We start from the raw sequence: 8,760 nt of genomic DNA on the forward strand, positions 1-8,760 counted from the left end.
TTATAAAAAAGTAAATATATACAACTTGATAATATGAACACTAAGAATATGTAAAGTAATACATTTTCTTTATTATTTGACTTCAATGGCAACACCTCATTTTAAAGTCTTACCATTTTTTTATAATTAAGTCTGCTATAACAAAAATAAATAAAATCCACCCAACACTTATTAAAGTAATTAAATCAAACTTAAATCCTAATAATATAATTAATGCTGTTAATGATAGGGAATATATTAAAAGCGTTACTAATAAAAGTTTTATGTATTTTAAGTTGTTTTTACTGAAAATATTGCAGTTAATAATAGTATCTATAATAGCCATTCCGCCAATAAATAAGATTCCTATTATATCAAATCTATCTTTTATGAAATATGCTGCTACTACTGGAAGTAAAGCAAATAAAACACCCTTTAAAACCACTTTGTTGCCCTTATATGAATTATTTTCACATAAAGTATTTAGTAATATTATAGGAGTTACTAATAGTAAATTCATTAAAATAATATAGTATTCTTTAGTTAAGCTTCCATTTAGGAAATAGTATTGGAAATTTAAATATATTATTTCAGCTAAAGTAATGATAGTATATATACTTAATCCTGCTTTAACTGCTTCTTTAATTTCACTTTCTCTATTTTTTAAGTTAAAAAATGTTTTAATACTACTTTTTTCAGTATAAACATCTCCTATTCTTCTTAATAGCATTGAAACCTTTCCTTTTACTATTCCAACATTTGCTAGACTTACTATAGACAAGTCAGCTAAATTCTTTCCTTCAGCAATAAATCCATAGCCATCATTATTGTATAATGATATTATTTTATTTCTAATCTCTGGATTAACCTTACAATAAATCCTTGTCTTAGATACTGTTTTTATTAATTCCTCTTCATTTAATGATTCTAATTCCACACCAGATGTTATTTGATCTTCACTAGAAATCAACCCTATTTTTCTTCCAAAAATACCTGCTGATGTATTAGCTTCCTCTGTAAATATTATAGGTAAAACACCTTCATCCAGCATTGTATTAATATCATCTACCACATCATCCACTAATGGATTTTCTAAAGCTATAATTCCTACAAAAACTAAATTACTTTCTACATTTTCATACTTTGATGGCTCATAATTAAAGCTTCTATATGCAAAAGCTTCTGTTAACAAACCTTCCTTTGAAAAACTTAAATCTGCAAGTTTAATTTTCATTATATCTTCAGAAGTTATTTCTCTTTCAATGCCATTAATTAAAATATGAGTACAGCAATTTAAAATACTATCTAAATTTCCTCTTGAATTTGATCTATATCCTTTTCTATTATTATTTACAGTGGTGGCCATACCCCTATTTGAAGAATTAATAAGTTCAAATTTCCTTCTATTTAATCCATCTAATCTCTGTTTATTAATAGAATTTTCTTCTCCAAACTTAGCATACGCTAACTCAAACATACTGCCTTTTATATATTTATTCTCTATACTATACTTAGAATTATTGCATAATATAGATATATCTATAAGCCTTTTTATATTTATATCAGCTATATCTACCTTATTTGATAAATATATTTGCTCATTTGTATATAGCTTATCTACAAAAAGCTCATTCCTACTTATATTACCTATCTTATCCATAAAGAATATTTTCACATCATTAACTAAAGCAATAGCAGAAGTATTATTTAACTCTATACCATCCTCTGCTAAAACCTTTTTCCTAAAGGCTTTATTATAGTATAGGAAAATAAATGGAAATATTATAGAAATAACTAAAAATATTCCTTGTGCTAAAAGTTCATTTTTATTTGTTACTTTTCCTGGAAGAACTAAAACAAAAATAGCTTGTACCAATAATAAGCATAAAACTACTTTCATTATATTATTTTCAATATTTTTCATAAGAAAATTACTTTTACTATTAGTATTACTTATAATATTAACTAATTTTCCAAGCTGTGTATTTCCTCCTACTTCTACAACTATTCCTTTACCAGAGCCTTCTTTAACTATAGAGCCTCTAAATATCATATTAGAAATTTCACTAATAGACTCCACAGAATAATCTATTTTTATTGAATCCTTTTCTTTTATAAAATTATCTCCAGTAACGCCTCTTTCATCTACTTTAAGTTTGTCACTTTCTATAATTCTGATATCTGCAGCTATTATAGAATTTTTTCTAAAAAATATTATGTCTCCTTTTACTAAATCTTCTGCTTCAACTAATCTCTCAATACCTTCTCTTAAAACTAAGACTTGTGAGGTATTTAGATTTTGTAAAAGTTCAATTTCCTTTTCCTTTTTTATTTCACTATGTAACTTTATTGCTAAATTACTAATTAATAAAATAGCTATAATGGCTCCCATTATGTAAAATTCATTTAATAAAAATAATATGATTAGTATTAAGTAAATAACTAAGTATTTTTGTTTTACTAGCTCTAATAATAATTTAGCCATACCTCTAGAATAGGGTAAATTTATTTTATTATTTTCAATTTCTCTTCTTATACTACAATCATATTCATAAAGTCCTTTATTAATATCACTATTAAGTTCTTCTACTACTTTAATCCAAGACTTGCTGTAATACTTCTCCATAGAACCCCTCCCTATTTAAATTTTCGAATTAGATAACAATAACCTAACATTTATAGTATAAATTGTTAGGTTATTTTTTAAAAGCATTATTTAATTATTCCAAATATACATTATCATTTTGTCTTTGGATTGAATATCAAAGCCATAGTATATCCAAAGAATATTGCAGCTGTAATCCCTGCTGCTGTACCTGTTATACCACCAATAAAAGCACCAATTAATCCTTTTTCTTCTACAGCCTTTATAGCACCTTTGGCTAAGGAATTACCAAAGCCAGGTAAGGGGATACTAGCACCAGCACCTCCAATTTCGATTATTTTATCATATATTCCAAAGGCACCTAATATTGTTCCTAACGTAACAAAAATCACTAATATCCTTGCTGGAGTTAATTTAGTTGTATCCATAAGTATTTGCCCTATAACACAAATAATACCACCTACTATAAAAGCACTAATATATGTCATAATATCTTCTCCTTACTAATTATTAAACTCAATTGCAACAGCATGAGCAATTCCAGGAATACTTTCTCCTTGAAGAGATGATGTAGTACTCATAAGAGCTCCAGTAGATACTAATAAGATACTTTTAATTTCTTTTCTTATCATTTTTTTATAAAAATATCCTGATGCTACTACTGCAGAACAACCACAGCCACTTCCACCAGAATCTGTTTTTTGAACATTATCATCAAATATCATATCTCCACAATCAAAATAATTACTCCTAATATCATAACCATACTCTAATAATAATTTACAGGTTATTTCCTTCCCTACTTTTCCTAAGTCCCCTGTAATTATAGCATCATAATAATTTGGATTTCTTCCAGTATCCTTAAAGTGCATAGAAATTGTATCAACTGCTGCTGGAGCCATTGCTGCTCCCATGTTATTAGGATCTTTAATTCCATAATCCTTTACAACACCAGTTGTGACATAGGTTACTTCCGGAAAATCTCCTTCCTTTGAAAGTACCATTGCTCCTGCACCTGTAACTGTCCATTGAGCTAAAGGGCTTCTTTGTGCTCCATATTCCAAAGGAAACCTAAATTGTCTTTCAGCTGAACTAAAATGTGATGATGTTGCTGCTACTACATATTTTCCGAATCCTCCATCTAACATCATTGATGCAACACTTAAAGATTCTGACATAGTAGAGCAAGCTCCATAAAGACCAAAAAAGGGAATATTAAGTTGCCTTGCTGCAAAGGAGGAAGAGGTTAATTGATTAAGCAAATCTCCAGCAAATAAATAATCTACATCATCTTCTTCTATTTGTGCCCTACTTATAGCAGAGGTTATAGCTGTATATAACATTTCACTTTCCGCTTTTTCAAAACTCTCTTTTCCGTATAAATCATCATTTAATATTTCATCAAAATAACTTCCTAAGGGACCTTCTCCTTCCTTTGGTCCAACTATAGAGTAGGTTGATACAATCTTAGGAGGATTTAATAACCTAACTGTTTGCTTTCCAACTTTTTTTGTTTTACTCATAACTATTACCTTTCTCACATGAAGACTTTAATTATATAATAAATTATTCCTATAATAACTGAACTACCTATTCCATATACTAGAACTGGTCCTGCTATTGTAAACATCTTAGCTGCAACCCCAAAAATAAATCCCTCTTTTTTAAATTCAATAGCTGGAGCAACTATAGCATTTGAAAAACCGGTAATTGGCACTACTGTTCCTGCTCCACCATAAGAAGCAATTTTATCATATATACCAACACCAGTTAATAATGCCCCTAAAAATACCATAATAATTGGTAGCAACATCTTAACATCATCTTCTGGAAATCCATATTTAGTTAACATCTCTTGAAAAAATTGAGCTATAGTACAAATTCCTCCTCCCACTAAAAAAGCTCTTACACAGTTTCTAGCTATTTTAGGTTTAGGATTAGTTTGATTAGCAATAATTTTAAATCTTTGTAATATTTGTTGCTCGCTTGGTCTTTTATTTTTAGACATAAGATTACTCCTTTCTATAATTCTCTTAATTTATTATTCCTCTTTATAGAAAATCAACACTGGTACTTTTTTCAATAAAAAAATAGAGAAAAAATATAATATTAGCTCTCACTTATAACTTTATCAGTGAAATTAAAATTATATATTTTCTCTAAATTCTCCAAAGAGATTAAAAATCTCTTTTTATTAAATTTCAAATAATAAAAGGTTTTTAAAATAAACATTTATTCTTGTAATTTTTCCTTCATTAATCCTAAAACCTTCTTCTCTATTCTTGAAACTTGAACTTGGCTAATTCCAAGCATCTTCGCAACTTGCACTTGGGTTTTATCCTTAAAATACCTAAGCATAATAATTTGTCTTGATTTACTATCTAAACTCCTTAATGCTTCTTTAAGTGCAATTCTATTTATCATATCACTATCGTCTTCACCCTTTTCACTTAATTTATCTATAAGTAAAACAGGAGCTCCATCATCTTGGTGAATAATATCATAGAGATATTGCATATTAACTGATGACTCTATGGCAAATAAAATTTCTTCTTTATCGATATGTGAATATTCTGATAATTCCTCTATTGTTGGTTCCCTATCTAATCTTTTAGTTAATTCTTCTTTATCAAAATGAAGCTTTCTAGCTAGGCTTTTTACATTTCTACTAACTTTAATTATTCCATCATCTCTTATAAATCTTTTTATTTCTCCTATTATCATAGGAACTGCATAAGTAGAAAACTTAACATTAAACTTATCATCAAAATTATTAATAGCCTTAACTAAACCAATAGATCCAATTTGAAATATATCTTCATAATCATATCCTCTATTTAGAAATTTTTTACTAATAGAAGATACAAGAGGTAAATTCATTTCAATGACCTTATTCATCGCCTCTTGATTCCCTGCTTTAGCTAGAGGTATTAATTTTGAATTTTCTTCGTAATTATACACCTCTTTTCTTATATTTCCATTTTCCATCCAATTCACCTAACTTACTGTATTAAATTTCTTCTTCATAATAACTTTTGTACCTTTTCCATATTCACTAAAAACTTCTAAGTTATCCATAAAGGTTTCCATAACAGTAAAGCCCATTCCAGACCTTTCTAATTCTGGTTTAGAAGTATATAATGGCTCCATCGCTTGTTCGATATCCTTTATTCCATTGCCATAGTCTTCAATTATTATGGTTATTTCATTTCCAGTAATACTTGCCTCTATTTTGATTATACCCTCTTTTTTGTTTTCATAACCATGTATAATAGAATTTGTTACAGCTTCTGAAACAGCTGTTTTTACATCTGTCAATTCTTCAACCGTTGGGTCTAATTGAGAGACAAAAGCAGCTACTGCCACTCTTGCAAAACCTTCATTTTCGGATTTGCTCATTAATTCAATACTAATTTTATTATCAACCATTTTAAACCCTCCATTAAATATTCACTATGGCTTCATCAATATTTCCATAAACATCTATTATTTTATACATACCCGAAATTTCGAAAACTTTATTTACCGTTCTATTTATTTCTGCCACGCATAATTTTCCATTTCTATTTTGCATTTTTTTATATCTACCTATAACAACTCCAATTCCAGAGCTGTCCATAAAAGTAACCCCACTAAAGTTTAATATAACTTTTCTTATGTTATCTCTATCAATTCTATCATCTATCTTAACCCTAACTTCCTCTGCACTATGATGATCTAACTCCCCCATAAGCCTAATTATAAGTGTATCATCTTGTTTATCAAATTTAAGATACATATAAATTCCTCTAAAGTAAACTACTTTAGAGAACACCTCCTTCACCTAGCATAATTTCCTTCTTTTTCCATAATTTTAACATATTAGTTTATTTATAGTCAAACATAATTATGAATTAATATAAAAAAAGAATTAATATTATATAAAATATTAATTCTTTTTTATTTATTTTTCGTTTATTTTACATTTTTATATTTTTTAATTTCCTCTTTTAAATTAAAATAGAAATCTTCTATAGTTTCGTCTTCTTTTAATATTAAGGTTTCTATTGCATCATCTAAAGTATTCATAACATATATATGAAAATCACCATCTTCTATAGCCTTTTCTACTTCTGGCATTAATATTAATTCATCCTTATTTGAAGAAGGTATTAATACACCTTTTCCCTTATAATTATCAATAAATTTACATACCTTAAAGAATCCTTCTATCTTTTCGTTAACTCCACCTATTGCTTGAACTTCACCTAACTGATTAATAGAGCCAGTAACGGAAATGCTTTGATTAATAGGTCTCTTTGTTAATGCAGATAGAATACATACAACTTCAGCTACAGAAGCACTATCACCATCTATAATTCCATAAGATTGCTCAAAGTTCAAATAAAAATCTACTGGAATATCATCATAAGAATTAATAATATTGCTAATTAATCCTCTAATAATATTAACTGATTTTTCATGAATTTTACCACTTAATTTACTTTCTTTATGAATATCAATTATTTTTCCACTTCCCTTATGAGCGACACAAGTTATTCTTACAGGCTTTCCAAAAGAATGATACCCAGTATCTAAAACTGATAACCCATTAATTACTCCTATTTTTTCTCCAGTAACAGATAGTATAATCTTACTTTCTTTATAAAGCTTATCATATTCTTCTTCAATTCTTTCTTTATAATATACAACATTAATTATATCTTCATCTTCAATTAATAAACTATTTCTTTTTTTAGCATTAGAATTGGCAAGAATAATTACTTTATCTATTTCAGCAATATCTATATTAATCTTTGTTTTTCTACTTGCACTTCTAGATAAATACTTAATGATTTCATTTATGCCTTTTTCTGATATCTGCATAAGGCCATTAACTTTTATTTTATTGTCTACGGCAGATTTTATATAATTCACAGCATTTTTATTAACGTCCACTATTGGATAGAACTCAGCTCTTAATGGAAATAGCTTACTAAAATCTTCATCTAAGCTATACAATGTATCATAGGTTTCCATATCTCCAATTAAAATAACCTTCACATCTATTGGTATAGGCTGTGGCTTTAAGGTATTAATAGAAATTATATCTAAATATGATTTTGATGCATCATACGTTACCTTATTGGTCATTAATGCTTTCTTTAAATAATAATATGAATATCCATTACTAGCTAATGTATTCATTCGTATTATTAAACATCCTCCATTAGCCTTTAACAAAGAACCAGAATTAATTAAGTTAATATCTGTTGTATAAACCCCATTATGATTTTCATATTCTAGAAATCCCATTAAATTATTTGTGCTAGGATCTTCTTCATATATAACTGGTGGTTGATAAGTCTTACTATTATCAACTAATAAATGAATATCATATCTATTTATTACTTCATATATTTTTTCTTCATCTTCCTCTATATCCATGGTATAGCATTCTATTATATCCTTTTCCATAAGCGTGAATAGTTTTTCTAAATACTCGTATGCATTATCATCGTCTATAAACTCAAAAAGTATTTCATCCTTATAATCTTCCATTTCTTTAGTTAAAAAATCACTATAAACTTCTTTCAATTTACTTATAGATTTTACTTCTATATCCTTAATTTTAACTAAAACTACTTCTGCTTTCTTTTTTAGCACAGTTGCTTTTGCCACTATTACTTCTTTTTTTTCTTTATCTAAATTATCATATTCTCTTTCACTTATAACTTTTCCATTTATTAATGGAATAAAAGCAAATCCTTTATTAGTGACTTTAACTTCAAAGTTTTCTTTTTTAGCCATTTCCATTAATTCACTTATATAAGAATTTCTTTTACTTTGTATTTCTTCAATTAATTCATCTTTTTCATCTTCTTTAGAAGAATTATAAAAGTCTTCAACTAACTCAATATAATTATTTCTAATTCCTTCAACTGCCTTAACCAATTTATTACCATTGCCATTAGATGCAAATAAAACTTCTGGTTTTTTATAATCCTCTAAAACAACATAACAAATATCTTTAGGAGGTGCTTTATATTTATACTGCTCCTTTATATAGGCTTGAAGTTTTGTTAGTTTCTCCTTTGAAAATGAATCTATTAGATAAATATTATATCCCTCTCTATTTATACCAAGGGCTCTTCCTATCTTTTCATACTCTCCATCTATTTCGGGTATCATTGTCA

General features: G+C 27.5%; 8 protein-coding genes. All 8 read right to left on the reverse strand.

What is annotated here, in order from left to right:
• Positions 1-109: 109 nt before the first annotated feature.
• Entirely contained in the window at positions 110-2,605 is a 2,496-nt protein-coding gene (locus HUJ77_RS02795) for a hypothetical protein (RefSeq protein ID WP_291707052.1), read from the reverse strand.
• 113 nt (positions 2,606-2,718) lie between these two features.
• On the reverse strand, positions 2,719-3,072 hold the full coding sequence (spoVAE, locus tag HUJ77_RS02800; RefSeq protein WP_291707053.1) for a stage V sporulation protein AE: 354 nt from the start codon (positions 3,070-3,072) through the stop codon (positions 2,719-2,721).
• 15 nt (positions 3,073-3,087) lie between these two features.
• Positions 3,088-4,107 (reverse strand): stage V sporulation protein AD, encoded by a 1,020-nt coding sequence (gene spoVAD / locus HUJ77_RS02805; protein WP_291707054.1) that lies wholly within the window; start codon positions 4,105-4,107, stop codon positions 3,088-3,090.
• A gap of 14 nt (positions 4,108-4,121) precedes the next feature.
• Positions 4,122-4,592, reverse strand: coding sequence for a stage V sporulation protein AC (spoVAC, locus tag HUJ77_RS02810; RefSeq protein ID WP_291707055.1), 471 nt, complete (start codon positions 4,590-4,592; stop codon positions 4,122-4,124).
• Between the two features lie 224 nt (positions 4,593-4,816).
• Positions 4,817-5,572, reverse strand: coding sequence for an RNA polymerase sporulation sigma factor SigF (gene sigF / locus HUJ77_RS02815; RefSeq protein ID WP_291707056.1), 756 nt, complete (start codon positions 5,570-5,572; stop codon positions 4,817-4,819).
• A 9-nt stretch (positions 5,573-5,581) separates the two neighbouring features.
• Positions 5,582-6,013, reverse strand: coding sequence for an anti-sigma F factor (spoIIAB, locus tag HUJ77_RS02820; protein WP_291707057.1), 432 nt, complete (start codon positions 6,011-6,013; stop codon positions 5,582-5,584).
• Between the two features lie 13 nt (positions 6,014-6,026).
• Positions 6,027-6,362: an anti-sigma F factor antagonist gene (gene spoIIAA / locus HUJ77_RS02825; RefSeq protein ID WP_291707058.1), complete on the reverse strand. Its 336-nt coding sequence runs from the start codon at positions 6,360-6,362 to the stop codon at positions 6,027-6,029.
• Between the two features lie 176 nt (positions 6,363-6,538).
• The coding region (locus HUJ77_RS02830; RefSeq protein WP_291707059.1) for an AAA family ATPase at positions 6,539-8,760 on the reverse strand (2,222 nt) is incomplete at its 5' end.

This window comes from Clostridium sp., from assembly GCF_021443865.1.
Classification (GTDB): Bacteria; Bacillota; Clostridia; order Clostridiales; family Clostridiaceae; genus Clostridium.

Coding starts and splice junctions, on each gene's coding strand:
- spoVAC (WP_291707055.1), bottom strand. CDS start 4,592: ATGTCTAAAAATAAAAGACCAAGCGAGCAACAAATATTACAAAGATTT.
- spoIIAB (WP_291707057.1), bottom strand. CDS start 6,013: ATGGTTGATAATAAAATTAGTATTGAATTAATGAGCAAATCCGAAAAT.
- sigF (WP_291707056.1), bottom strand. CDS start 5,572: ATGGAAAATGGAAATATAAGAAAAGAGGTGTATAATTACGAAGAAAAT.
- HUJ77_RS02795 (WP_291707052.1), bottom strand. CDS start 2,605: ATGGAGAAGTATTACAGCAAGTCTTGGATTAAAGTAGTAGAAGAACTT.
- spoVAE (WP_291707053.1), bottom strand. CDS start 3,072: ATGACATATATTAGTGCTTTTATAGTAGGTGGTATTATTTGTGTTATA.
- spoIIAA (WP_291707058.1), bottom strand. CDS start 6,362: ATGTATCTTAAATTTGATAAACAAGATGATACACTTATAATTAGGCTT.
- spoVAD (WP_291707054.1), bottom strand. CDS start 4,107: ATGAGTAAAACAAAAAAAGTTGGAAAGCAAACAGTTAGGTTATTAAAT.